Raw genomic sequence first — 23797 nt, 5'->3', positions numbered from 1 at the left:
TCTCGAACCCAATATACCGCAATGCCAGTAAGGCTTTGCCGTTGCAGGTTATGCGTTTAGGTAAAAAAAGCTTCATAAAACAGATTAATTGATGCATAAATAGTCATAGGTAGTGACGTTTAGCTGGTTGTTAGGGATGGCTAAAGAATAATCTACTATTGAAAACGTTAATTAAATGTAAATATAATGCTGCAGCGGGATTATGGAGAGAGAAAATATCTTTGTCTCACTTATGAACCAGTACGCTTATTTGCGAAGCTTGCGGTATCGAAAAGGAATGTACGATGACAGTGGAAAAAAAAGTAGAACGTAGTCTGTTTAATGAGGTGATGGTGCCTTGTTATAACCCAATGGAAATGATCCCGGTAAAAGGGGAAGGCGCACGCGTTTGGGACCAACAAGGCCGAGAATATATCGACTTTGCTGGTGGTATCGCTGTGAGCTGTTTGGGTCACTGTCACCCAGCAATGGTTAACGCAGTTACTGAGCAAGCAAACAAGATTTGGCATTTAAGTAATGTTATGACCAACGAACCTGCACTGCGTCTAGCGAAGAAGCTAACAGACGTATGTTTTGCAGAAAAAGTATTCTTTGCCAACTCTGGTGCTGAAGCGAACGAAGCAGCATTGAAGCTAGCTCGTCGTTGGGCAGCGGATGTTCACGGTCCTGAGAAATCTGAAATCATTGCATTTAAACAAGGTTTCCACGGTCGTACTTTCTTTACTGTAACTGTGGGGGGGCAAGAGGCTTACTCTGATGGCTTCGGTCCTAAACCGGGCGATGTAACTCACCTGCCTTACAACGATATTGCAGCGCTAGAAGCGCACATCTCAGATCGCACATGTGCAATCATGATGGAACCTCTACAAGGCGAGGGCGGTATCATCTCTCCAACATCTGAGTTCGTGAACACGGTTCGTGAACTGTGTGACAAACACAATGCGCTGCTTATCTTTGATGAAGTGCAAACGGGTAATGGCCGCACGGGTAACTTTTACGCTTACCAAGGCCTAGGTGTAACACCTGATATCCTAAGCACTGCGAAATCACTAGGTGGTGGTTTCCCAATCGGCGCAATGCTAACAACGTCTGAACTTGCAACACACCTAAAAGTGGGTACGCACGGTTCGACTTACGGTGGTAACCCACTGGCGTGTGCCGTTGCTGAAGCAGTTGTTGACGTAGTAAGCCAACCTGAAACTTTGGCTGGCGTGAAAGAACGCGAAGCACTATTTCGTGATGGTTTAGCTAAGATTAACGACAAATACCAAATATTCAGTGAAGTTCGCGGTAAAGGCCTATTGCTAGGCGCTGCGCTTAATGAAGCATGGCAAGGTCGAGCTCGTGATGTATTAGTAGCAGCAGGCGAACAAGGCTTGATGGTACTGGTTGCGGGTGCAAACGTGGTTCGTTTTACTCCATCACTGGTTATCACTACACAAGAAATTGAAGAAGGTTTATCAAAACTAGACAAAGCAATCGCTACGCTAGTTTAGCCTGAGCGGCGTCATAGGAATGATCGCCATTAGAGCGATCCCATGACGTACTGCTAAAGGCCCAAGCTTCTAGTTTTGGGCCTGTTTTGCATCTGGAGGGAATATTGATGCTAGTTGTTCGCCCAATAAAATTATCTGATTACGATGCGCTGCATACCTGCGCGGTTGAATCTGGTCACGGATTCACATCTCTTCCGGTTAACGAAGAACTGTTAACTAACCGAATTACTCACTCTGAATACAGCTTTGCCAAACAAGACGTGACTGAACCCGGTGATGAAGGCTACCTAATGGTTGGCTTCGACACTGAAACGGGAGAAGTCGCCGGTACGACAGGCATCGAAGCCTCAATTGGCTGGGATGTTCCGTTTTACTCTTACCACATCAGCAAAGTGGTTCACTCATCGCAAAAGCTTGGCGTGAATAACGTCGTTAAGCTGCTGACTTTCGGTAATAACTACACCGGATGCAGTGAGATCTGCACACTGTTCTTGCGTCCAGCTTTCCGTGGTGGGTTGAATGGTCGTTTGATGTCTAAGTGTCGCTTCCTGATTATGTCTGAACACCCAGAGCGTTTCTCGAAAACGATTTTTGCTGAGATGCGTGGTGTATCGGATGCGGAAGGTAACTCACCTTTCTGGCAATGGCTGCAAGAGCACTTCTTCTCAATTGATTTCACGCTTGCAGATTACCTCACTGGTATCGGTAAGAAAGGCTTCATTGCTGACCTAATGCCAAAGCTGCCTATCTACGTGAACCTACTGAGCAAAGAAGCTCAGGCGGTGATTGGAGAGGTACATGATAATACACGCCCAGCACTTAAGTTGTTGGAACGTGAAGGTTTCACTAACCGTGGTTATGTCGACATCTTTGATGCAGGCCCAACGGTTGAGTGTGATTTAAGAAACATTGAATCAGTGCGTCATGCGATTCGAGCTCAGGTGAAAATTGCAGAGCACTCCAGCTCTAAAGACTTCCTAATTGGTAATTCCTCATTTGAGAACTTCCGCGCAGTAGCCGCGAAAGGCGCGTATGACCAAGCAAGCGACACAGTGATTTTATCATCTGAAGTAGCAAGCGCTCTTGAAGTAAAAGAAGGCGAATTCGTTCGTATGTTGGCTCAATAAGAGCGGCGATTATCTGTCGAAGATTTTAAGGATAGAAGTATGACTCAGTGGATAGCAGGACAGTGGGTGGCAGGTCAAGGCGACGCCATGACATCAGTAAGCCCATACAACAATGAAGTCGTGTGGCAAGGCGATAGTGCAACACCAGCGCAGGTTGAATCTGCAGTAGCAGCGGCTCGTGATGCGTTCTTAGTTTGGAAGAAACTGAGCTTTGCAGAGCGTGAAGCGATCGTGTTGAACTTTGCTGAGAAGGTAAAAGAGAACAGCGAAGAGATTGCACAGATTATTGCAAAAGAGACGGGTAAGCCGATTTGGGAAACTCGCACTGAAGCGGGCGCAATGGCGGGTAAAATCGCTATCTCTATTCGTGCATACCACGAACGTACTGGTGAAGCTTCGCGTGAAGCGGCAGGTAACCAAATCGTACTGCGTCATCGTCCATTAGGCGTTATGGCGGTATTTGGCCCTTACAACTTCCCAGGTCACCTACCTAATGGTCATATTGTTCCAGCACTGCTATCGGGTAATACCGTGGTATTTAAGCCGTCAGAGCAGACACCTTGGACAGGTGAGTTTGCGATGAAGCTATGGCAAGAAGCAGGCCTTCCTGCTGGCGTGATCAACCTAGTGCAAGGCGCTAAAGAGACAGGTATCGCACTGGCTGATGCTAAAGGTCTTGATGGCGTGCTATTCACGGGTAGTGCTAATACCGGTCATATCCTTCACCGTCAATTCGCGGGTCAACCGGGCAAGATGCTGGCGCTAGAGATGGGTGGCAACAACCCGATGGTGATCAGTGACCAATTTGGTGATGCTGACGCGACGGTTTATACCATTATCCAATCGGCTTTCATCAGTGCGGGTCAACGTTGTACATGTGCTCGTCGTTTGTATGTTCCTGTTGGCGAGAAGGGTGAACAACTGCTCGATAAGCTCGTTGCGGCTACCTTGAAGATTCGTGTTGATCAGCCGTTCGCAGAACCAGCACCCTTCATGGGCCCACAAATCTCTGAAGCGGCAGCTAAGTTCATTTTGGACGCGCAAGCTAATCTGCAATCGTTAGGTGGTGTAAGCCTAGTCGAAGCAAAAGCGGGCGAAGCGGCGTTTGTTTCTCCGGGTATTATCGATGCAACCAACATTGCTGAGTTGCCAGATGAAGAGTACTTCGGCCCATTACTGCAAGTGGTTCGCTACCAATCGCTAGAGCAAGCCGTTGAACTGGCTAATGACACGCGCTTTGGTTTGTCTGCAGGCCTAGTTTCAACCGACGATTCCGAATGGGAATACTTCGTTGACCATATCCGTGCGGGTATTGTTAACCGTAATCGCCAGCTAACAGGTGCAAGTGGTGATGCACCATTTGGTGGCCCGGGTGCTTCAGGCAACCTACGCCCAAGTGCTTACTATGCGGCTGACTACTGTGCTTACCCAATGGCGTCAATGGAAGGTGGTGAAACTCAACTGCCAACTACGTTTAGCCCAGGTATTGAGCTGTAGTTTTGGTTCTTAAGCTATAAGTCCATGAGTCAAAAGCTTATAAATTATAAGCTTATGAGCTCTAGGCTCATGAATGACAGATTCATTGATTGATTGTGTAATAAGGAAGCGGTGTTATCGCTTCCTATTTTCACCCACGTCCGACACCTCGATTGGGCGGTAGATAATAATAGAACAAGTATGTCACAGGCTGATGGCTGCTGACTCTATGTCCAGCCTCTCCCTTTCTAATCCAAATTACTAGCTTGCTAGAACCTCTGACAAGGAGTCACCATGACGCCCGATCTACTCTTTAAATCACTATGGAATGATTACATTCACAGGCTTTGCCCATCGGCTGAGAAAGTACACCATTTGCTGAAAGAAGACGAAGCCCTGATTAACGATCACATTGCACTGCGTACTTTCAATGTTGCACCGCTAGGTATTGAAACATTGGCTAAACCTTTCCTTGAGTTAGGTTACAAGGCGTGTGGCGATTACTTATTTGAGAGCAAGAAGCTAGTGGCTAAGCACTACGAGCACCCAGATCCAAACCAACCAAAAGTGTTCATTAGTGAGTTGAAGGTCGAAGAGTGTTCAAGTGACCTGCAACAGATCGTTGCTAAGTTGGTTGAGCAAGTGGATGCTAGCAAACTGCAAGGTCATGAATTCTTGTTTGGTGGTCGTCTTTGGGATTTGAACTTCGCAGATTTCCAAGTGCTAGCAAAAGAGAGTGAATACGCTTCTTGGCTCGCAGCTCATGGTTACGGTGCAAACCACTTTACGGTGAGCGTTAATCAACTCGACGCTTTTGATGAAGTTCAAGCAGTAAATGATTACCTGAGCGAATCAGGCTTCACTATCAACGCATCTGGCGGCGAGGTGAAAGGCTCTCCAGAGGTCTTGTTAGAGCAATCATCAACAATGGCAGACAAAGTCCCAGTTTCATTTGTTGAAGGCAATGAGATGATTCCTGGAGGCTTCTATGAGTTTGCTAAGCGTTATGCGATGGCCAATGGTGAGCTTTATACCGGATTTGTCGCGGCTTCAGCTGACAAGATCTTTGAAAGCACCAACGGTTAAAGAAAGATACGAGTACGGGCTTTGCCCTAGAGGTACGGGTACGCTTCGCTTCGAGATACTTTAGAATAGTGAAGTCCGATTTCTAACTTTGCTTCCCGCATCTGCTCTCTATATCTTTAGAAAACAAAAAAGCCACCAAATTCGCATTTGGTGGCTTTCAAATTTTTGGCTCAGTTAATCGAGATTAACGAGTGCCGTATACCACGATAGTCTTACCGTGTGCAGAAATTAGGTTCTGCTCTTCTAGCATCTTCAAGATACGACCTACGGTCTCACGAGAACAACCAACAATCTGGCCAATCTCTTGACGAGTGATCTTGATTTGCATGCCGTCAGGGTGAGTCATTGCATCTGGCTGTTTTGCTAGGTTTAGTAGCGTTTGAGCGATACGACCTGTTACGTCAAGGAACGCTAAGTCACCAACCTTTTGGCTAGTTACTTGTAGACGGTTTGCCATTTGCGCTGAAAGACGCATTAGAATATCTGGGTTCACTTGGATAAGTTGACGGAATTTCTTGAAAGAAATCTCAGCCACTTCACAAGGAGATTTTGCACGAACCCATGCAGTACGCTCTTGGTCTTCTTCGAACAAGCCAAGCTCACCGATGAAGTCGCCTTGGTTTAGGTAAGAAAGAATCATTTCCTTACCTTCTTCGTCTTTGATAAGAACTGCCACAGAACCTTTAACGATGTAGTACAAGGTTTCTGCCTTTTCACCAGCATGAATCAAAGTACTTTTTGAAGGGTACTTATGAATATGACAGTGTGAAAGGAACCACTCTAATGTTGGATCGGTTTGGGGTTTACCTAGAACCATAATATCTTACTTCCTCTGCAGGGTATGCTTGCCGCTTTCCATATTTTAGCTAAGCCTGAATTGACCTAGCTAGGATAAGAGCACTCGTTGAGTGCTGCAAGCTATCTTGTGTTTCGTTTAAGAATAGTATCCTTTTTCAGGTACTATTTCTTGATTTTAATCGTGACCAAGCTACGATTTTTTACGCAAAATTGTGCACATGATCACGGTATGAAAAGTAATCAACCAGAATGTTGTTTTGTTAACCTATTTTCCCGGTTTCTATAAGTTGTTGCAGGATCGGCCTTACAATGAGCTCCATAGCAAAACTCATCTTGCCTCCTGGCACCACAAGCGTGTTATGACGTGACATAAATGAGCCATCAATCATAGCCAACAGGTAAGGGAAATCGACGTTTTTGATGCCGCGCAAACGTATAACCACGAAGCTTTCGTCTAAACTTGGGATCCCTTTTGCATTCAGTGGATTCGATGTATCTACGGTAGGGACACGCTGAAAGTTGATATGAGTACGCGAAAACTGCGGGGTAATGTAGTTAAGGTAATCATCCATTGAGCGAACAATAGAATCCATCACCGCTTCGCGAGAGTGCCCACGATCGCGTGTGTCACGAACGAATTTCTGGATCCATTCCAAGTTTACGATAGGTACCATGCCGATAAGCAGATCGACGTGTTGAGAAACATTGATGTCACCATCGACTACGCCACCGTGAAGACCTTCGTAGAACATCACATCCGAGTTTTCAGGGATCTCTTGCCATGGCGTAAAGGTGCCGGGCATTTGATTGTAAGGCACGGCTTCATCGAAGGTATGCAGATAGCTACGGACTTTTCCCGTGCCTTCATTGCCGTATTGACGGAAGAAATCTTCTAATGCACCAAAATCGTTAGCTTGTGGACCAAAGTAGCTGATGTGCTTACCTTGCTCGCGCGCCTTACGGATCTCGACATCCATCTCTGGTCGAGTGAAGCGATGGAAACTATCCCCTTCAACCCAAGCCGCCTTCACGTCCATCATATTGAACATTTTTCGGAAGGCTTCTGAGGTAGTGGTGGTGCCGGCTCCAGATGAACCCGTCACCGCAATAATTGGATGTTTAGCGGACATGACAACCCTTGTCTTTTGAGTAACTTACTTGTTAGCAATCGTTTACCACTATAACACGGCTCCTTTATGAGCGCAGCTTAGATGCGTTTTGTGACTTGAATATCAACGGTTTCATGCAGTTCAGAAAACACGATACTCACTTCTCCTGAGGCTAATTGATGTTTCACTTGGTCAATTTTGTTTTGCAGTGAAACTTCTACGTCACCATAGTCTGTACCTTCACGCAGTACGAATTCTTTGATGAGGTTTTCCAGTGTCTCTGGCGCAATGTCTTGCCACGGGATGATCATAAATACTTCTCTCTTTTATGTTCATGGATAGGTTTATTGTTGTAGAAATGAGTGAGCTTAGTAATATTTTTACTGCTATTTACTAAGGCTCGTCATTATGCCGAATCTTGTAGACTTTCATAGTAGGCGGGTAATGCTTCTTCTAACCAAAATCTTGGCTTGAGTGTGCTGCCGGTAATGAACCCCACATGACCGCCTTTTTGAAACAGTCGATAATCGATGTTATCAGGCAGAACGAACTTTGGAATCACATCATCGGTCATGAAAGGATCGTCCTTGGCATGAATGATCTGAGTTGGTAGTTTGATCTTCTTGAGTTTAGGCAGTGCGGAGCATTGTGCATAATAATCTTGGGCATTTTTGAACCCATGCAGAGGCGCCGTGATTTGTTCATCAAACTCATACAGTTTGGTGATCTTCTTAATGGTTTCCGCTGTGACCCCCAGCTTTTCCTGTAGCAGGTTAACTTTTTTCAAGGCGTTTGATTTTAGAGAGTTGAGTAGATACTTCTTATAGAGCTTGGAGAAGCCCTGCTCAATGCGACTAGAACAACAAGCCAAGTCAAATGGAGCTGATACTATGGTCGCCGCCGACAGCAATGGGTCGTCGGCATACTCAGCCAAATAATTCGCCAGCATGTTACCACCCAAAGAGATACCAACTGCAACTTTGGGGTTGCTGGGGAACTGCGCGTGCAGATGCCTTAGGAAAAAGCGCGCATCTTCGACTTCACCTGAATGGTATGCACGAGCCAAGCGATTTGGTTTTCCGCTGCAACCTCTAAAGTGCATCATCACTGATAGCCAACCATCTTTAGCAAATGCATTCATCAGCCCGTTGGCGTAAGGGCTCTCAAAGCTCCCTTCTAATCCGTGGAATAGAACGAATATTGGCTTGTTACTTTTATCATCATTGCTTGGCTTGTCACCGTCTGGCGATTCACTCCATGCAAGGTCTAGGAAATCGCCGTCGGGAGTTTCTAAGGTCTGCCATTGAGGAGCAAACAACGCCTGCTTTCTAATAAATCTTGGCACTAAGGTTTGTAAATGTGGATTCGATAGGCCAGCGGCAGCGGTAAATATTGTCATAAAAACAGTCCATGCTTCTTTTATGGGCTTTGATAAAGTGTTGAGCTTTTAGCGAAACGCCCACGTTTTTATTTGAGCTTGGTTGATTCTTAGCATAAGCGCAAGGGTTTCACTGATATGATCGACCAAAACAGATGATGGGTAACTGGTTGAATAATATCAAGGTTGGGCGTATTAAAGACTCCCCCAAATGTGTTTTAGTCAGCATGCGATCATGGTAACGAGCGAGCGCAGTTAAGCTTGGAGCTTGATTGAATAAAAGGAAAAGGAAATGCGTTAGGGCTGTGGTGCTGGTTCAGAAAAAGCGTCGTAGAGATTTTCCGCCCCTAATAAACGACAGTACTGTAAAGCGAGCGGTGATTGTTGGTTCGCTGTAAGTTGAAGAGACTTAATGCAGTCGACGAGGTCGGACTGTTGTTGCTTTTCAAGCTGCAGCTCAAATTGTAAGGCTTCACGGTAGAGTGAATCGACAACGTGTGCTTTGAGGTGTTTACGCAGCTCTCGATAACTATGAAGCAAGGTTTCAGAGCGGCTTAAGCATTGTTGCACCTTGTGCCACTCTTCCTCAGCAAAAGAGAGTTGCTGCTCATCAAGCCATTTGAGAAGCAGCAGTAGATTGACGTTGCCATGGAATTGGTTTTGCAAAGCTAAGCACGCATCCTTAACACCGCGCACACTGTAATACTGAAGGCTAAATTGCCATAGTCGTTCCAGTGTTAGTGATATTGGTGCGTGCTCTGGGCTCATAAGCTATCCATATCCAGTTCCATCTGCTCAAGCTCTTCTTGAGTGGACATCCAATCCATTTCAACTTCTTCTAGCTGTGACTTACTGCTCGCTTGTAGAGCGAGTACTTTATTCAGTTTAGCCTTATTTTCAGCTTCATACAGTGAAGTGTCGGATAATTCTTGCTCGGCTTCTTCAAGAGCCAACGTTAATTTATCCATCTGCTTTTCAAATTGAGTCAGCTTTTTACGAATTGGTGCCGTCAGTTTACGGAACTCTGCTTCTTTACGTTTCTGATCTTTTTTTGCTGCTGCACTGTTGGCGCTATCTTTTGCTGGTGCCAATGCTTGTGCTTCTTTGCGCTCAACTTTCTGTTGTTCGGTTAACCACTTGTAGTAATCGCTAAGGTCACCATCAAACGGTGCAACTTGACGGTCGTGTACAAGGTATAAATCATCAGTAGTGGCACGAAGTAGGTAGCGGTCGTGCGATACGATAACCATCGCGCCTTCAAACGTCTGCAATGCAAACGTTAGTGCCTGACGCATATCGAGATCCAAGTGGTTGGTTGGTTCATCGAGTAGCAACAGGTTCGGTTTTTGCCATACCAGTAGCGCCAGAACTAAACGCGCTTTTTCACCACCGGAGAAGGGGGCCACTTTATCGAGTGCTTTTTCACCTTGGAAGCCAAAGCTACCTAGATAATCACGCAGTTGTTGCTCGGTGTGTTTTGGCGCAATCTGCATCATGTGCTGAAGTGGTGTCTCTTCCGGGTGCAGCGTCTCTAATTGGTGTTGGGCAAAGTAACCCATTTTAACGCCTTGCGAATAGCTTAGCTCGCCACCTTGCTGTTTCAGTTCACCTGAAAGCAGCTTAATCAGCGTCGATTTACCGGCACCATTTCGACCAAGCAAACCAATACGGCTGCCCGGTACTAGGTTTAGGCGAATCTTCTCTAGAATCAGATTGTCATCGTAACCTGCAGATACCTCGTCCATCATCATGATTGGGTTTGGTAGTGCGTCTGGTTCTCTAAATTCAAAGCTGAAAGGGTTATCAAACTGAGCGGGCAGTACTTGTTCCATCTTCTCTAGCGCTTTAATACGGCTTTGCGCTTGGCGAGCTTTTGAAGCTTTATAACGGAAACGGTCAATGTAGCTCTGCATGTGCGACATTTGTTTCTGCTGCTTTTGGTACATCGCTTGTTGCAGAATTAGCTTTTGCGCTCGTTGGGTTTCGAACGACGAGTAGTTACCGGTGTATTCATTGAGCAGTTGATTTTCAACATGCACGATGCGGTTGACGATAGGATCCAAGAAGTCCCTATCGTGTGAGATAAGAACGAGTGTGCCTGGGTAGTTTTGTAACCAGCGCTCTAGCCACATTACAGCGTCTAAATCCAAGTGGTTGGTTGGCTCATCGAGTAACAGTAGGTCACTGCGACACAGTAGGGCTTGCGCTAGGTTCAAACGCATACGCCAACCCCCTGAAAATTGAGTCAGGTTCCATGTCATTTGTTCTTGGCGAAAGCCTAGGCCGTCTAACAACTCAGCCGCGCGTGCTTTGATGCTATAACCACCAATGGTTTCAATCTTGCCATGGATCTCTGCGACTAATGTGCCGTTGTCGGCTTGTTCGGCTTTCTCAAGTTGATCTTCAAGGCCACGGTATTCACGGTCGCCATCAATCACGTATTCAATTGCTGTTCTTTCTAATGCAGGTGTTTCTTGAGCAACCCAAGCCATTTCCCAATGGGCTGGTTTACTGAATGAGCCAGCATCAATAGACAGTTCGTCCTTAATCAGGGCGAACAGCGTAGATTTACCACAGCCATTCTTACCAACCAAACCGATCTTGTCGCCAGGGTGAAAAGTCGCAGATGCTTGGTCGAGGAGTGGCTTACCGCCGCGTAGCAATTGAATATCAGAGAAAGTAATCATAATTGAAATAGCATAGAAATTAGAGGTGAACAGACGCCTGCATAGTAGGCTGAAACCAGATAAAAGTCGATCACAATGCAATTTGCGTTATGATGCCAATAACATATTAGTAACTTTTGCTTAAATTCTTGTGGCCTTGCCACCGTTTAGCCTTCAAAGGAATGTTTCAAAGGAATGAGTAATACTCCCTCGACAGACAACCCCGTGCCAAAGGTGCTGGTCATCTATGCGCACCCAGAGCCGCAAACCTCTATCGCTAACCAGATCATGGTTAAAAAGATAGAGTCGCTTGGGAATGTCAAAGTCCACGATCTCTACGCCATCTATCCTGACTTCTTTATTGATGTGCCTTCTGAGCATGCATTGCTGCTTGAATATGATGTGATCGTGTTCCAACACCCTTTGTTTATGTATTCCTGCCCATCACTGCTTAAAGAGTGGTTTGACCGAGTATTAGGCAAGGGTTTTGCGTTTGGTGAGCAAAGTGCGCTTAAAGGTAAACACTGGCGCAGTGTGATTACTACCGGTGGTAAAGAAGAGGCGTTTGGTGCCGCAGGCTATAATAAATATCCATTACAAGAGATTTTGCAACCATTCGAGCTAACCGCTGCTTTGTGTCAGATGCACTGGATATCCCCTTTGGTTTTACACTGGGCACGAAATGTCACCGATATGACGCGTTACCAACACGCAGAAGCGTATCGAAATTGGTTGCGAGACCCGCTACAAGATATAGGAGCGAATGATGGCTCTGACTAACGATTTTCTACAAAGTAGCGTTATATTTTTAGCTGCTGCTGTGGTTGCGGTTCCTATCGCACAGCGCGCTGGATTAGGGTCGGTACTCGGTTACTTATTAGCGGGTGTGGCGATTGGCCCTTGGGGGCTTGGTTTAATCAGTGATGTCGAAGCGATTCTGCACTTCTCCGAGTTCGGGGTGGTACTGCTGCTCTTTCTGATTGGTTTAGAGCTTAACCCTAAAAAATTATGGCAGATGCGGGCGCCTATTCTCGGATTAGGCGGCGCGCAAGTGTTGATCACCACTCTGATTATTACCGCTATCGCGTGTATGTTTGGTTTAACTTGGCAAACTAGCTTAGTCATCGGCATGGGTTTAGCTTTGTCTTCGACCGCTATTGCGTTGCGTGTTATTGAAGAGCGAGAGCTTGGTGGCAAAGAAGCGGGGCAGTCAGGCTTTGCGGTATTACTTTTCCAAGATATAGCCGTTATCCCTATGTTGGCGATGCTGCCTTTGCTCGCTGGCAATACGGGCGGCAGTTGGGCTGACATGTTGTGGATGCTAGGTGGTGTAATTGGCTTGCTTGTCGGTGGTCACTTCTTGTTGAGACCACTGTTCCGATATGTAGTCATGAGCGGTGTGCGTGAGTTGTTCACGGTCGCGGCGTTGTTATTGGTGATTGGTATTGCTGTCATCATGCAGCAGATTGGTTTGTCGATGGCATTAGGTACTTTCTTGGCGGGCGTACTTCTGGCTGAAAGTGAATATCGACACGAGCTTGAAATCGCGATTGACCCATTCAAAGGGTTACTGCTTGGCCTGTTCTTTATCTCTGTGGGTATGGCGGTAAACCTAGGTTTATTGGCAGAAAGTCCATTCGCAATACTTATCGCGGTGTCGTCTCTGGTCGTATTGAAGGGCTTGGTGTTGTATGCGCTGGCTCGTATCTTCGGTACTCAAGCTAAAGCGCGCAGCCGAATGGCGATGATTCTCAGCCAAGGTGGTGAGTTTGCCTTCGTTATTTTTACCGCGGCGAGTGCACAAGGTATCTTAAGCGGCGACCAAGTGTCGTTCTTACTGGTTGTTGTGAGTCTTTCTATGGTGACCACACCATTGATGCTTAAGCTGCAAGACCGATTTTTTGCTCGCCAACTTAATCAAATCAGTGAAAGCGCGATGTCTTCAGATGTGGTTGATCGTAGTCCTCGAGTGATTATTGCGGGCTTTGGTCGTTTCGGTCAGATCATTGGTCGTCTGATGTATGCCAACAAGATTCGTATCACCGTCCTTGAAAGTGATGCCAGCCAAATACATATCCTTAGGAAGTTCGGCTACAAGGTATTTTACGGTGACTCGACTCACCTTGAACTATTACGAGCTGCGGGAGCTGACAAGGCAGAAGCCATTGTGTTATGTACCGATTCTCCTGATGAAATCATGAAGACCGTCGATTTGTGTAAGCAGCACTTCCCACAGTTGAAGATTTTAGCGCGTGCACGAAGCCGTGTTGAAGCGTATCAATTACTTAACCATGGTGTGAGTAACTACTCGCGTGAAACCTTCCTTGGGGCATTAGATTTAGGTCGTCAAACATTGACCGAACTTGGCATGCATCCATATAAAGCGAAGCGAGCAGAAGCACACTTTAGGAAACTGGATAATGGTATGCTGAAAGAGTTGCTGCCTCAGCATAACGAAGATGCCGAGTTAGCCCAAAGAGCGAAAGAGGCTCGCAAAGAGCTTGAAGAGATTTTTGGACACGAGATGGAAAACGATCACCAATCTCGAAACTATTGGCAATAGTCTGGAATGAATAGTTCTTCAGAACTTAGAGCTACTCAATTAACACCAAGCATTTTGCAACCAGAGCTTATAACCAAGAGCTTTGACCAAGATCTTATAGCTAACAACAATACACCCTAATAATAAACGCGGTCTCTGCTTTGTCTTTAATAGAGCTAGAGCGGAAGAACTGTGAATCCAGAGTAGTAAAGGATATGAACGTGAAACAGAAAAAACGCTTTATCGCAGGGGCGAGCTGCCCAAGCTGCAGTACTCAAGACACACTCCGCTGGTGGATTGAAAACAATATCGAGCTGGTGGAATGTGTCGATTGTGACTTCACAGAACAACGGAAACCGAAAACTGTAGAGAAATCTGAACACGCGAATCAAGAAATGATCGGTATTTTTAAGCCTGAGTGATTGAGTTTCGTCAATTGATCCCCATAATATCCGGGTACAGAATTTTTCCTAAGCTCAATTGTTCGAGCTTAGTCCAAACCTCCTTGGAGCTCTCATGAAAATTGAAAAGAACGTAGTAGTTAGTGTTGCATATCAAGTGAAACTTGAAGATGGCGTAGTAGTTGACCAATCAACTGCAGAAGCTCCACTAGATTACCTTCACGGTCACAACAACCTAATTACAGGTCTTGAAAAAGAGCTTGAAGGCAAAGTCGCTGGCGACAAGTTCTCAGCAACTGTTACTCCAGAAGACGCTTACGGCGAGCACAACGATGACCTAGTTCAACGTGTTCCTGCAGACGTATTCCAAGGTGTTGAGCAAATCGAAGTTGGCATGCGTTTCCTCGCGGATACTGACCAAGGTCCAATCCCAGTTGAAGTTACTGAAGTAGATGGCGACGAAGTTGTTGTTGACGGTAACCACATGCTAGCTGGCCAAACTCTAACGTTTGACGTTGAAGTTGTAGCGGTTCGTGAAGCGACTGAAGAAGAAGTTCAACACGGTCACGTACACCAAGAAGGCGGCTGTGGCGGTCACGACCACGATCATGATCACGAAGGTGGTTGCTGTGGTGGCGAAGGCCATGACCACGCTGAAGAGAAAAAAGACGGCTGCTGCGGCGGCGGTAGCTGTGGTTCTCACTAATACCGAATTAACGGTTTAGTTTAAGAATATTGAAAGCCTCCCTTGTGGAGGTTTTTTTTCGTTTAGGGTGCTAGCTTTTTGAGTTGGCTTTTCGTCTACCAAACTAATTGTCTGCAAATCTTAGTGTCCGAAAATCTAAGCGTTCGTAAATAGTTTGGTTTTCGCTATCAGACTTCAAACCTTGGATGTGGTATTGATAGCACAACATTATAAGTCGACGTCAGTGGAGAGTTTGTATGTCACAGCCTTTTTCAATTGCCATTCATGGTGGTGCAGGCACCATCTTACGAGAGCAAATGAGTGATGAATTAAAAACGGGTATTACCGAGGCTTTGGAAAAATCGGTTTTGGCTGGCTATCAAGTATTACAGTCGGGTGGCGATGCGCTAGATGCAGTGGTTGCTTCAGTTAAGGTGATGGAAGACAGTCCCCACTTTAATGCCGGTAAAGGTTCAGTTCTGACTCATGATGAATTTGTTGAGATGGATGCTTCTGTGATGCACGGTCGTGAAATGGATGCGGGGGCTATTGCCGGTGTCCGCCATATCAAAAATCCAATTGAGCTTGCGCGTGATGTGATGCTTAAAAGCGACCATGTGCTGCTGATTGGTGAAGGCGCCGAGAAGTTTGCGTTTGAGCATGACCATACTTTCACCGAGCAAGATTACTTCTTTACTGAGCGTCGTTATGACCAACTTCAGTCGATGAAAGAGAAAGGTATTTTTGCTTTGTCTGAAGCGAAATATGATGAAGAGCAAGCTGATAAATATCCAGATGATAAAAAGTACGGCACGGTTGGCGCGGTTGCATTAGACCAAGCCGGAAACTTAGCAGCCGCAACCAGCACTGGTGGCGTAACCAATAAAAAATACGGTCGTGTGGGAGATTCTCCAATCATCGGTGCAGGCACTGTTGCTGAAAATGGCAATGTGGCCGTTTCAACAACAGGTATGGGGGAGTTCTTCCTTAGAAAGATGGTTGCCAGTGATGTGGCGGCACGAATGCGTTATCTCAAGGAAGATGTGCATACGGCTTGTGAAACGATAATTCAAGGTGAATTGAAAACCATGGGTGGTGAAGGTGGCTTGATTGCTATCGATGGACAAGGTGATATTCATTTCGGTATGAACAGTTCAGGAATGTACCGTGCGAGTGTTGATACTAATGGCTGCGTGGAAGTGAAAATTTATGCCGATGACTAAGTTTGTATTGCCTTAACTGACTTTAGTTGAATTAGCGCAGATTAAACAAACAAAAGGGCGACAGATAAGTATCTGTCGCCCTTTTGGTTCTCTATGTCCCGTCCTGACATGTGTTTACACATTGAGGACGAGAAACTAACGATATGCGTCGCTAGAATTAATTCGTTATCTTTAAACCGCACTTAATAGTGTGGGGGTGGCGTCTCTTCTGATGCGTCAGCGAGGTTTGAGCCATCCATATTTTTTACTTTGCCAACCACGAACTTCATCTGGTCTTGCATTCTCGTGATCAACATTTGTTGTTGGCTAAGCGCTTCATTAAGTTCTTCAATGGTTTGCTCTTGGAAAGCCAACTGACATTCTAGGTCATTCACGCGGCTTTCTAATTGTTCAACTCGCTTTTCTGTCATCGTTCTTAATCCACATTCCAAGCTTGGGCAATGCCCGCAGAGGTGCCCGATATCACACGGTTCTTATCATCAAAGGCTGCATCATACACTACCGCACGAGGAGGGCGAGCATCTTTTAATGGCTCGGCGTCGTGGCGAGAAATGCGTTTACCATCTTGAGTACTCCACACGCTCACTTGGCTAGATGGCGTACCTGTTACCAACATACTGCCGTCATCAGAAAAGCGAGCACTGGAGAAAATTAGCTGTCGAGACCAGCTCTGCAATTGAGCTTGAGGTTCACCTGTCTCAAGATCCCAGATCATCGCTTGATTCCCTCCATCGGAGGTAAAAGCTAGCTCTCCATCTCGTTGTAAGGCAACTCGTACGACTCTTTGTTCATGCTCGAATGTACGCAATACCAAGCCTGATTCGGTATCCCAAAGGTAAGCTTTATAGTCGTTACCGCCTGATAATGCGTAGCGCCCATTCGAAGATAGGGAGACGGAATTAACTTTTTCTCGGTGAGCGAGGAACTCCAGACGGCGTCCGGTGACTAAGTCCACATAGATAGCTTTGCCATTAGATAGGCCCAGCAGTACTTTTTCACCGTTGCTAGAGATATCAACATCGCGAATTAAGCCATCGGAAATCGACCATAGCCCTTCAGCTTGTGTCCAAGATAAGTCCCAAACGGCGAAATTCATCTGACTGGCGGTAATGGCAAAGCGACCATTGTCAGAGATGCGAATACGCGATACTTGATTTTCGGATTGATCTTGTGGACCAAGTTGAGCCAGTTCTTTGTTTTGGGCAAGATCCCAAAGGAGCAGCTGTTTTTGCTGCGAGTAGAGCAGCGCGAAGCGTCCATCTCTACTTAGGGCAAAGCTGGTGGCGCCGTTGGGTTCAATTTCCCAGCGTTGGTCATCATCTTGGAAGAAAAAGCAGCCATTTAACAAGGTGATGACAATCGTACATAGCAATGAGTGGAAAAATATTCGCATCACATCCAATAATCCGGTTTGTGTCGAAAGACATATGACTAGTATATTGTTATAACTAACGTATTCACACCAATCTAATCATTAGATTTGTGCACAATAACCAATGGCTTGGCCATTAATTGGAGAATTCAATGAAATCAGTTTTAAAAGTATCACTGCTTGCCGCAACGGTTATGCTAGCAGTTGGTTGTCAGAAAGAAGAACCAAAGGCAGAAGCTCCACAGGTAGAAGAAGTTAAAGTTGCAGCAGTAAACTTTAAAACAGAAGATGACAAAGCGGCATACGCAATCGGTGTATCTTTCGCTAACTACTTAAGCACAAGCATTGATAAGCCAAGCGAGCTAGGTATTAACCTAGACAAAGCGATGGTTCTTCAAGGTATCGAAGACGTATTCGCAGAGAAGACGGCACTTAACGAAGAAGAGACTCGTGCAGCTCTTGAAGCTCTAGACAAGCGTGTTGCTGAAACGATGCAAGCACAAGCGGCAGAAAAGTCTGCAGAAGTGAAGAAAGCGGGTGATGACTTCCGCGCTGAGTTCGCTAAAACTGAAGGCGTTAAGCAAACTGAATCTGGTCTACTTTACCAAGTAATGACGGCTGGTGAAGGCGCTTCTCCAAAAGACACTGATACGGTTCAAGTACACTACAAAGGTACGCTAACAGACGGTACTCAGTTCGACAGCTCTTACGATCGTGGCGAACCAGCAACATTCCCACTAAACCGCGTAATCCCAGGTTGGACTGAAGGTGTACAACTGATGCAAGTGGGTTCTAAGTACAAGTTCGTTATCCCGCCAGAGCTAGCATACGGTGAGCAAGATACACCGACTATCCCAGCTAACTCAACGCTAGTATTCGAAGTAGAACTACTAAACATCGATAACGCTGAAGCAGCTCCTGCACAATAATATCGGTTAAAAGCCTCGTACTAGAATACGTTGATTGAATAAAAAGCCTAACTTTAAGTTAGGCTTTTTTTATGACTTGAATATGAGTATTTGATTTTTAAACTTGTTCTAAATCACTAGTTGCAATGTTAGCTAGGTGTGCAATTAAAATTTTCTGATAAACTTACATAAATTTGTTGATTTTTCACACGAAGGTAAGGAATAAGTGACTACTACAGAAACAGTCAATGCGGACATGTTACTCGAAATGGAATCAGTCCATGTCATGCCATTCAGTGAACACGATAAAATTATCTTAAGATCTTATGAGGCCGTAGTTGATGGTATTGCGAGTCTGATCGGTCCGTTTTGTGAAATCGTTTTACACTCTTTAGAAGACCTCAATACATCTGCGATTAAAATTGCCAATGGTGAAAATACAGGCCGTCAGGTTGGTTCGCCAATCACCGATCTTGCATTGAAGATGTTGAAAGATATTGAAGGTTCTAAGCGTAACTTCTCTCGTTCATATTTTACTCGCGCTAAAGGCGGGGTACTAATGAAGTCGATCACGGTTGCTATCCGCAATGGTGAAGACCGAGTGATTGGCTTATTGTGTATTAACGTGAACTTAGATGCGCCATTTTCACAAGTTCTGCAATCTTTCATGCCTACGCAAGACGCGGACGAAGCTGCGTCATCTGTTAACTTTGCTAGTGATGTTGAAGAACTTGTCGACCAAACGGTTGAACGCACGATTGAAGAAATCAATGCAGACAAATCTGTATCGAACAACACCAAAAATCGCCAAATCGTGATGGAGCTATACGACAAAGGTATTTTCGACATCAAAGACGCGATTAACCGCGTTGCTGAGCGATTGAATATCTCTAAGCACACAGTGTACTTGTACATCCGTCAACGTAAAACAGAGGATGAAGAGGGTTGTTAAGCTATACACTCTTAGTTAATGGACCCGTTTACGGCTCACAATCCGCAAGAAGTGCTTATCAGTTTGCTGTGGCTCTATTGAAACAGGGCCACAAACTTCACAGTGTGTTCTTCTATCAAGACGGGGTCAGTAATGGCTCTGGCATTACTGTGCCTGCTAATGATGAATTTGATTTAGCTGCCGCTTGGCAAAAACTGGCGGACGAGCACAATGTTAGCTTAGAGACATGTGTTGCTGCTGCGCTAAGGCGTGGAGTTATCAGCACTGAAGAAGCGGCGCAACATCAATTAAGTGCATCTAACTTGGCGACAGGGTTTACCCAAGCTGGCTTAGGGAGTTTATCTGAAGCACTTCTGACGCAAGATAGGGTTGTTCAGTTTTGAGCACATTAGCATTTATATTTAACAGCTTTCCTCATACAACGGCTGCAGGTAGGGAAGGGCTAGACGCATTGTTAGCGGCTTCAGCTTACAGTGAAGACATCAGCGTATTCTTTGTCGGTGATGGCGTTACACAGCTTCTCAAAGCGCAACAGCCTGATGAATCCTTATCACGTGACTATATTTCCGCATTCAAGCTTATGGACCTTTACGACATCGAGCAGGTTTACGTGTGTCAACATAGCCTCAATCAGTTTGGTCTCTCGACTGATAGCTTACTGATCGATGTGACTGCGCTAGAAGTGAATGAGTTGACGCAGAAGTTAGCTCAGAGCAAAAAAATACTGACTTTCTAGGGAACGTTATGCTTCATATTGTAAAATCAGTAGACAAACTCAAGCTTGCATTAGCGTACTCGCAACAACAGGATCACATCCTTTTGGTTGAAGATGCGGTGTATGTTTGCCTTCCAAATCATGAGTTATTCAATCAAATCTCAACCGTTAAACATGTGTCGGTATTAAAAACAGATCTTTATAGTCGAGGTCTACAACAACTTGCTTCAAGCTCTCTGGATCAAGTGGACTTCGATGGATTCGTAAAACTGACTGTTTTGAACGACAAATCAGTCACTTGGTAGCTGCATTTTATCCGTGTGGTTAAAAAAAGACCATCCTGAGCTCTAGACGGCTAAAAAAGATCTGTATATTTCTTGACACACATCCCACTGCTGAATAGAATTTTGCGTCCCTATTTACACTATGTGTAATAGGGCTAGATTTTTCATCAAGCTTACTTTCAAGTAAATCAGGAGCTAGTTAATGGCAACTATTAACCAGTTGGTACGTACTCCTCGTGTAAAGCAGGTTGTTAAAAGCAACGTGCCTGCACTAGAAGCGTGCCCACAAAAACGTGGTGTATGTACTCGCGTATATACTACTACTCCAAAAAAACCGAACTCAGCACTACGTAAAGTATGTCGTGTTCGTCTAACTAACGGCTTTGAAGTTACTTCATACATCGGCGGCGAAGGTCATAACCTTCAAGAACACAGTGTTGTTCTTATCCGTGGTGGTCGTGTTAAAGATTTACCAGGTGTGCGTTACCACACTGTTCGCGGTGCACTTGACTGTGCAGGCGTTAACGACCGTAAGAAAGGTCGTTCTAAGTATGGTGTGAAACGTCCTAAGTCTTAATGCGTCTTTTTTTTAAAGAAAGCGTTAAGTAAGGCCAAACACTATTTATTTATTATTCTGAAAAGTTTTGGAAAAAACCTGAAGAAGACAACGGAGAAATTCCATGCCACGTCGTCGCGTAATAGGCCAGCGTAAGATCCTTCCAGATCCTAAGTTCAAATCTGAGCTGCTGGCAAAATTCGTTAACATCCTTATGGTTGACGGAAAAAAATCTACTGCAGAGAAGATTGTTTACACTGCACTAGAAGTTATGGCTGAGAAATCTGGTAAAGATCACTTAGCTGTATTTGAAGAAGCTCTTGAAAATGTTCGTCCAGCGGTAGAAGTTAAATCTCGCCGTGTGGGTGGTTCAACTTACCAAGTACCTGTAGAAGTTCGTCCGGTTCGCCGTAACGCTCTTGCTATGCGTTGGGTAGTTGAAGCTGCGCGTAAGCGTGGTGAAAAATCTATGGCTCAACGCCTAGCTGCTGAAATGCTAGACGCGTCTGAGAACAAAGGTACTTCGGTTAAGAAACGTGAAGACGTTCACCGTATGGCTGACGCAAACAAAGCGTTCGCACATTACCGCTGGTAATACCTTTTTAGTGCTGCAAGTTTCCTTGCAGCACTTCTTTAGTTCCTATGCTTATGCTAGGAACTATTGCTATTTCTAGGGCAAGCACTTTTTAGCGAAGTATCGCTTCTAGCGCATAATCTAGACATAGCAATAGTCCCTAAGTCTCTAATAAGAGGATTCAACCGTGGCTCGTAAAACTCCTATTGAGCAATACCGTAATATCGGTATCGTTGCTCACGTAGATGCAGGTAAAACAACCACAAGTGAACGTATTCTGTTCTATACCGGTCTTTCTCACAAAATCGGCGAAGTTCACGATGGTGCAGCAACCATGGATTGGATGGAGCAAGAGCAAGAGCGCGGTATTACGATCACTTCAGCAGCAACTACTACGTTTTGGCGTGGTATGGAAGCTCAGTACTCTGACCACCGTATTAATATCATCGACACTCCGGGGCACGTTGACTTCACAATCGAAGTAGAACGTTCTCTGCGTGTACTTGATGGTGCAGTTGTTGTGTTCTGTGGCTCATCTGGTGTTGAACCTCAGTCAGAGACTGTATGGCGTCAAGCTGATAAGTACCAAGTTCCACGTATGGTTTTCGTTAATAAAATGGACCGTACAGGCGCAGACTTCTTGCGTGTAGTTGAACAGATCAAGGATCGCCTAGGCGCAACTCCTGTTCCAATTCAACTGAACATTGGTGCTGAAGAAAACTTCCAAGGCGTTGTCGATCTTATCAAGATGAAGGCGATTAACTGGAACGAAGCTGACCAAGGCATGACTTTCACATACGAAGATATTCCTGCAGACATGCAAGAAATGGCTGAAGAATATCGTACAGAACTTGTTGAAGCTGCTGCAGAAGCAAATGAAGAGCTGATGGATAAGTACCTTGAAGAAGGTGAACTAACAGAAGCTGAAATCAAACAAGGTCTTCGTACTCGTACCCTTAATAATGAAATCGTACTTGCTACATGTGGTAGTGCATTCAAAAACAAAGGTGTACAAGCTGTTCTAGATGCAGTTGTTGACTTCCTTCCTTCTCCTGTCGATGTACCTGCAATTAAAGGTATCGATGAAGACGAGAACGAAGCAGAGCGTCATGCAGACGACAAAGAACCGTTCTCAGCGCTAGCATTTAAAATTGCAACAGACCCATTTGTTGGTACTTTAACTTTCATCCGTGTTTACTCTGGTGTTGTTGAAAGCGGTAAAACAGCTTACAACTCTGTGAAGAAACAACGTGAACGTTTAGGGCGCATTGTTCAAATGCACTCAAACAAGCGTGAAGAAGTAAAAGAAGTACGAGCAGGTGACATCGCAGCCATTATCGGCCTTAAAGATGTTACTACTGGTGAAACTCTATGTGATCAGAACCATAAAATTGTTCTTGAACGTATGGAATTCCCAGATCCAGTTATTCAGATCGTTGTAGAGCCTCGCTCTCAAGCTGATCAAGATAAAATGACTATCGCGTTAGGTAAGCTAGCGGCAGAAGATCCATCGTTCCGTGTTGAAACGGATGACGAGACTGGCCAGACACTAATCTCTGGTATGGGTGAACTGCACTTAGATATCATCGTTGACCGCATGAAGCGTGAATTCAGTGTGAACTGCAACGTTGGTAATCCGCAAGTTGCTTATCGTGAAACCATTCGTGGTACAGCGAAAGCTGAAGGTAAATTTATCCGCGAACATGGTGGTAAAGGACAGTACGGTCACGTGTGGCTGAAACTGGAACCATCAGAAGCCGGTGAAGGCTTTGTCTTCGTAGATGAAATTGCCAATGGTATCGTGCCAAAAGAGTTCATTACCTCTGCCGCTAAAGGCGTTGAAGAGCAAATGAACAATGGTGTATTAGCGGGCTATCCAGTTTTGGATATCAAAGCTACACTATATGATGGTTCTTACCATGAAGTAGATTCAAGTGAGATGGCGTTTACAATCGCTGCCTCTATGGCTTTCAGAACGGGTGCACTAGAAGCGCAACCAGTTTTGCTTGAGCCTATGATGAAAGTTGAAGTAACTACTCCAGAAGACTGGATGGGTGACGTTGTTGGCGATATTAACCGTCGTCGCGGCATCATCGAAGGTATGGACGAGGGGACAGCTGGCCTGAAGATAATTCGTGCACAAGTTCCGTTGTCTGTCATGTTCGGTTACGCAACTGATTTACGTTCTGCGACACAAGGTCGTGCTTCTTACTCTATGGAGTTTAGTGAGTACGCTGAAGTGCCAAAAAATGTTGCTAATGCAATCATTGCAGAGCGTGGTTAAACAAAAGGGACGCATTTTTTTCATTTTTTGAAAGAACAATGCGTCCAAATATTGCGCTAACGAGAGTTGGCGCATAAAATAGCAATTTCTGGCGCGTCTCGCTCAATAATGAACGTGGCGAATCATAACTAGGAAGGAACACGATTGTGTCTAAAGAAAAATTTG

26 protein-coding genes are annotated in these 23797 nt (G+C 45.2%); 17 read left to right on the top strand and 9 right to left on the bottom strand.

The features are described from left to right. Positions 1–284 precede the first annotated feature (284 nt). From AB4232_RS19495 to AB4232_RS19480, 4 genes are all read left to right on the top strand, one after another. Complete coding sequence (locus AB4232_RS19495) at positions 285–1496, top strand: aspartate aminotransferase family protein (protein ID WP_012604934.1); 1212 nt, start codon at positions 285–287, stop codon at positions 1494–1496. Positions 1497–1603: 107 nt separating this feature from the next. Continuing rightward, entirely contained in the window at positions 1604–2623 is a 1020-nt protein-coding gene (gene astA / locus AB4232_RS19490) for an arginine N-succinyltransferase (RefSeq protein WP_372087800.1), read from the top strand. 39 nt (positions 2624–2662) lie between these two features. Next, positions 2663–4120, top strand: a complete 1458-nt coding sequence (astD, locus tag AB4232_RS19485) for a succinylglutamate-semialdehyde dehydrogenase (protein WP_102258058.1) — start codon at positions 2663–2665, stop codon at positions 4118–4120. Between the two features lie 273 nt (positions 4121–4393). Beyond that, complete coding sequence (locus tag AB4232_RS19480) at positions 4394–5185, top strand: DUF1338 domain-containing protein (RefSeq protein ID WP_122047192.1); 792 nt, start codon at positions 4394–4396, stop codon at positions 5183–5185. Between the two features lie 184 nt (positions 5186–5369). Here AB4232_RS19480 and crp read toward each other — a convergent pair whose 3' ends face one another. The 6 genes from crp to AB4232_RS19450 all read right to left on the bottom strand — a co-directional run bounded on the left by crp (position 5370) and on the right by AB4232_RS19450 (position 11157). After that, positions 5370–6002 carry a cAMP-activated global transcriptional regulator CRP gene (gene crp / locus AB4232_RS19475; protein ID WP_004729651.1) on the bottom strand — a complete coding sequence of 211 codons (633 nt, stop codon included), beginning with the start codon at positions 6000–6002 and terminating at the stop codon, positions 5370–5372. A gap of 241 nt (positions 6003–6243) precedes the next feature. Continuing rightward, positions 6244–7113: a phosphoribulokinase gene (locus AB4232_RS19470; RefSeq protein WP_012604929.1), complete on the bottom strand. Its 870-nt coding sequence runs from the start codon at positions 7111–7113 to the stop codon at positions 6244–6246. Between the two features lie 77 nt (positions 7114–7190). Beyond that, positions 7191–7403 (bottom strand): YheU family protein, encoded by a 213-nt coding sequence (locus tag AB4232_RS19465; RefSeq protein WP_372087799.1) that lies wholly within the window; start codon positions 7401–7403, stop codon positions 7191–7193. A 95-nt stretch (positions 7404–7498) separates the two neighbouring features. Next, on the bottom strand, positions 7499–8491 hold the full coding sequence (locus AB4232_RS19460) for a hydrolase (RefSeq protein ID WP_372087798.1): 993 nt from the start codon (positions 8489–8491) through the stop codon (positions 7499–7501). A 276-nt stretch (positions 8492–8767) separates the two neighbouring features. Further along, positions 8768–9238 (bottom strand): TIGR02444 family protein, encoded by a 471-nt coding sequence (locus AB4232_RS19455; RefSeq protein ID WP_009848923.1) that lies wholly within the window; start codon positions 9236–9238, stop codon positions 8768–8770. Then, on the bottom strand, positions 9235–11157 hold the full coding sequence (locus AB4232_RS19450) for an ABC transporter ATP-binding protein (protein WP_372087797.1): 1923 nt from the start codon (positions 11155–11157) through the stop codon (positions 9235–9237). The genes AB4232_RS19455 and AB4232_RS19450 overlap by 4 nt, the downstream gene beginning before the upstream one ends. A 174-nt stretch (positions 11158–11331) precedes the next feature. Between AB4232_RS19450 and kefG the strand changes: the two genes are divergently transcribed. The 5 genes from kefG to AB4232_RS19425 all read left to right on the top strand — a co-directional run bounded on the left by kefG (position 11332) and on the right by AB4232_RS19425 (position 15987). Continuing rightward, positions 11332–11916 carry a glutathione-regulated potassium-efflux system ancillary protein KefG gene (kefG, locus tag AB4232_RS19445; RefSeq protein WP_009848925.1) on the top strand — a complete coding sequence of 195 codons (585 nt, stop codon included), beginning with the start codon at positions 11332–11334 and terminating at the stop codon, positions 11914–11916. Then, positions 11903–13699 (top strand): glutathione-regulated potassium-efflux system protein KefB, encoded by a 1797-nt coding sequence (gene kefB / locus AB4232_RS19440; RefSeq protein WP_029225383.1) that lies wholly within the window; start codon positions 11903–11905, stop codon positions 13697–13699. Before kefG ends, kefB begins: the two co-directional genes overlap by 14 nt. A gap of 200 nt (positions 13700–13899) precedes the next feature. Next, entirely contained in the window at positions 13900–14100 is a 201-nt protein-coding gene (locus AB4232_RS19435; protein WP_019825339.1) for a YheV family putative zinc ribbon protein, read from the top strand. Between the two features lie 94 nt (positions 14101–14194). Further along, the gene (gene slyD, locus AB4232_RS19430) at positions 14195–14785 is read left to right on the top strand and encodes a peptidylprolyl isomerase (RefSeq protein WP_009848928.1); all 591 of its coding nucleotides are present in this window, start codon (positions 14195–14197) and stop codon (positions 14783–14785) included. A 236-nt stretch (positions 14786–15021) separates the two neighbouring features. Further along, positions 15022–15987 (top strand): isoaspartyl peptidase/L-asparaginase family protein, encoded by a 966-nt coding sequence (locus AB4232_RS19425; RefSeq protein WP_017103602.1) that lies wholly within the window; start codon positions 15022–15024, stop codon positions 15985–15987. Positions 15988–16169: 182 nt separating this feature from the next. Here AB4232_RS19425 and AB4232_RS19420 read toward each other — a convergent pair whose 3' ends face one another. Beyond that, complete coding sequence (locus AB4232_RS19420) at positions 16170–16397, bottom strand: SlyX family protein (protein ID WP_009848930.1); 228 nt, start codon at positions 16395–16397, stop codon at positions 16170–16172. A 5-nt stretch (positions 16398–16402) separates the two neighbouring features. Continuing rightward, positions 16403–17380, bottom strand: coding sequence for a WD40 repeat domain-containing protein (locus AB4232_RS19415; RefSeq protein WP_122047196.1), 978 nt, complete (start codon positions 17378–17380; stop codon positions 16403–16405). A gap of 131 nt (positions 17381–17511) precedes the next feature. Here AB4232_RS19415 and fkpA point away from each other — a divergent pair, with 131 nt between their 5' ends. The 8 genes from fkpA to fusA all read left to right on the top strand — a co-directional run bounded on the left by fkpA (position 17512) and on the right by fusA (position 23632). Beyond that, positions 17512–18288 (top strand): FKBP-type peptidyl-prolyl cis-trans isomerase, encoded by a 777-nt coding sequence (gene fkpA / locus AB4232_RS19410; protein WP_009848932.1) that lies wholly within the window; start codon positions 17512–17514, stop codon positions 18286–18288. 205 nt (positions 18289–18493) lie between these two features. Further along, a complete protein-coding gene (locus AB4232_RS19405) occupies positions 18494–19219 on the top strand; it encodes a transcriptional regulator (RefSeq protein WP_012604921.1) in 726 nt (241 codons plus the stop codon). Beyond that, a complete protein-coding gene (gene tusD / locus AB4232_RS19400; RefSeq protein WP_017103600.1) occupies positions 19213–19602 on the top strand; it encodes a sulfurtransferase complex subunit TusD in 390 nt (129 codons plus the stop codon). Before AB4232_RS19405 ends, tusD begins: the two co-directional genes overlap by 7 nt. Beyond that, a complete protein-coding gene (gene tusC, locus AB4232_RS19395) occupies positions 19599–19955 on the top strand; it encodes a sulfurtransferase complex subunit TusC (protein WP_065679718.1) in 357 nt (118 codons plus the stop codon). Before tusD ends, tusC begins: the two co-directional genes overlap by 4 nt. An 8-nt stretch (positions 19956–19963) precedes the next feature. Next, complete coding sequence (gene tusB / locus AB4232_RS19390) at positions 19964–20239, top strand: sulfurtransferase complex subunit TusB (protein WP_135382425.1); 276 nt, start codon at positions 19964–19966, stop codon at positions 20237–20239. 181 nt (positions 20240–20420) lie between these two features. After that, positions 20421–20795: a 30S ribosomal protein S12 gene (rpsL, locus tag AB4232_RS19385; protein WP_012604917.1), complete on the top strand. Its 375-nt coding sequence runs from the start codon at positions 20421–20423 to the stop codon at positions 20793–20795. Between the two features lie 103 nt (positions 20796–20898). Beyond that, a complete protein-coding gene (gene rpsG, locus AB4232_RS19380) occupies positions 20899–21369 on the top strand; it encodes a 30S ribosomal protein S7 (protein WP_012604916.1) in 471 nt (156 codons plus the stop codon). 166 nt (positions 21370–21535) lie between these two features. Beyond that, complete coding sequence (gene fusA, locus AB4232_RS19375) at positions 21536–23632, top strand: elongation factor G (RefSeq protein ID WP_372087796.1); 2097 nt, start codon at positions 21536–21538, stop codon at positions 23630–23632. Here the strand turns inward: fusA and AB4232_RS19370 are convergent. Beyond that, the coding region (locus AB4232_RS19370) for a hypothetical protein (protein WP_372087795.1) at positions 23613–23797 on the bottom strand (185 nt) is incomplete at its 5' end. The genes fusA and AB4232_RS19370 overlap by 20 nt on opposite strands.

The sequence above is a fragment of the Vibrio sp. 10N.286.46.A8 genome (assembly GCF_041470165.1).
In the GTDB taxonomy this organism is placed as follows: Bacteria; Pseudomonadota; Gammaproteobacteria; order Enterobacterales; family Vibrionaceae; genus Vibrio; species Vibrio tasmaniensis_A.
This window is presented reverse-complemented; position numbering and strand designations above follow the sequence as displayed.